Annotated in this window: 3 protein-coding genes; all 3 read right to left on the bottom strand. The window is 38.8% G+C overall.

Going from position 1 to position 1,870, the window contains the following annotated elements; genetic code table 11:
- Positions 1 to 53 precede the first annotated feature (53 nt).
- Entirely contained in the window at positions 54 to 194 is a 141-nt protein-coding gene (locus ASU35_RS19135; protein WP_156059351.1) for a hypothetical protein, read from the bottom strand.
- 84 nt (positions 195 to 278) lie between these two features.
- A complete protein-coding gene (locus ASU35_RS04550) occupies positions 279 to 1,121 on the bottom strand; it encodes a nucleotidyl transferase AbiEii/AbiGii toxin family protein (protein ID WP_058351875.1) in 843 nt (280 codons plus the stop codon).
- Positions 1,118 to 1,711 (bottom strand): type IV toxin-antitoxin system AbiEi family antitoxin domain-containing protein, encoded by a 594-nt coding sequence (locus ASU35_RS04545; RefSeq protein ID WP_058351874.1) that lies wholly within the window; start codon positions 1,709 to 1,711, stop codon positions 1,118 to 1,120. Before ASU35_RS04545 ends, ASU35_RS04550 begins: the two co-directional genes overlap by 4 nt.
- Positions 1,712 to 1,870 lie beyond the last annotated feature (159 nt).

The raw sequence follows: 1,870 nt of genomic DNA, 5'->3' as shown, positions 1-1,870 counted from the left end.
GAATTCTTACCAAAAAGGAGCCATTTCTTACCAAAAACACAAACTATTTTACACTACCAGCTGTAATTATGAAATTTTGACATGGTGTTAAGATAACTTTTGTATTTTTCACTCTCAAAAAGCTCCTTTAAGCCTTCCTCCAGCTTGTCCGTTATTTCTTTTACTCTCTGCTGTTCCGTTCTGTTGTCTGCCATATTTTTTCCTTTCTTTCCACGCAAAAAAAGACAACCATTTCTGATTGTCTTTCTGCATACATACTATATATTTTTCGTTGTTTCTTACGCTTTACTCATACGGTAAAGCTCTCTAACCGATTCCATGACCGTTTCCCAAGATATATCTGCCGCATAGGAAAACTTTTTCTGATAAGACTTCCACAGCTTCTCTAACCCTAAGTCACTCTGCACTTCATCAAAGATTTCCTGTGCATCTTTCAGATGATATTCCGTTTCTCTTTTTCTTGCTGTTGCCTGTAATGCTTCTCCCAAAACCTTTGTATCAAGAGTATTTCCATAAAGGCTCAGCAGAATGTGAATATCATAAAAATCTCTCATACGGGTATTGGTAATATTCCTTGAAATCACTGTTTCCAGTTTTTCAGCCATAACCGTTTCCAAATTATACGCCCACACCTCAATGGAACGGTCCTCTAACATCAGCTTGAAGCGATACTGTATCTCCTTTGGCGTAATGACATCTCCAGTGGAAATATCAATCTTTAACGGTGTTCTTACTCCGTCAAACTCGGTTTCCATGCTGACTCTCACACCCGGATAGTCTGCTTCATCCATAATCTCTGAAATCTGCTTGATACGGAATGTCACACCATCCTCCAACGGAACCGATACAATTTCTGCGATAATATTCTCTACCGCTTCCACATTTACATCTGCTCCCTTGATTGTGGCATCAATGTCCATCGTGGCACGTGCATCCAGTCCCACCATTGCAGCTACCAGCATACCACCTTTTAAGATGAATTTATCCTGATACTTTGATACGGATATTCGCTCCAAGAAACGCTCCATCATGTAATTTCTCATTAAAATCTGTGCATCCGCAGATTTCTTCTTTGACAGGTTACGGATTAAATCCTTGAGCTGTGTTGCTGTCTTTATCATAACAGTACCTCCAAATATTGTTTTAGTATTTTATCCACATGGAATTTTGACGCATACTGCATCAGCAGTCGCAAATTCTTGTCCTTCCGCTTTGCATATTGTTTTAATGCACTTTGAAAGGTCTGCATTTCCGTATTATTACGATTCCTGATAATGTCACAAATCGTTCTCTCCGTGTTATAGACAGGAACCAAATGCCCGAATGGTGTCTGCATCATAATAATACCTTCTCCATGCAGCTCCTTTTTTACTGTGTATACCTTGATTCCGTCCTCTTTTAATTTTGAGGGATTGTATCCGGTCTTTACCGTAATTTCATATTCCATTGGTTCTCTGTCTGTAAGGTCATGCAGAAAAAGTGCTGTTTCGTGTGAAAAGACTGCCTGCTTACAGCGCAGATGCACCAAATACATTGCATCCGTCCAAGTATCTTTTGTGGCATAGACTCCATGAGAAATCTGCTCCATATCATTGTCTTTTACATATTGATAAAATACTGTTTTGGTAATTCCTGCATCTGTTACCTGCGATGTACGAATCATTCCGTCATTGTCTGCAAGCAGATTTCTAATCTGTTCTGTCTGAGTCATGGCTTCACTTCCTTTCGTGCTAATATTATAAATCAAATTAGCACGAAAGTAAATGTAAATTTTATAATGTTTCTTCTTTGCCCTTTTCTTTTACTGTCATGCGTCAAATTATAATTCTCTCCTGTCGCAATCCTGCCGCAGATTAAATCCTACATTTTA

Source organism: Acetivibrio ethanolgignens (assembly GCF_001461035.1).
GTDB classification, from domain to species: Bacteria; Bacillota; Clostridia; order Lachnospirales; family Lachnospiraceae; genus Velocimicrobium; species Velocimicrobium ethanolgignens.
The sequence above is the reverse complement of the archived record's forward strand: the minus strand, read 5'-3'. Positions and strand labels throughout refer to the sequence as shown.

Bases quoted from the DNA above. Each gene is read 5' to 3' on its own strand.
- ASU35_RS19135 (WP_156059351.1), bottom strand. From the start codon at position 194: ATGGCAGACAACAGAACGGAACAGCAGAGAGTAAAAGAAATAACGGAC.
- ASU35_RS04550 (WP_058351875.1), bottom strand. From the start codon at position 1,121: ATGATAAAGACAGCAACACAGCTCAAGGATTTAATCCGTAACCTGTCA.
- ASU35_RS04545 (WP_058351874.1), bottom strand. From the start codon at position 1,711: ATGACTCAGACAGAACAGATTAGAAATCTGCTTGCAGACAATGACGGA.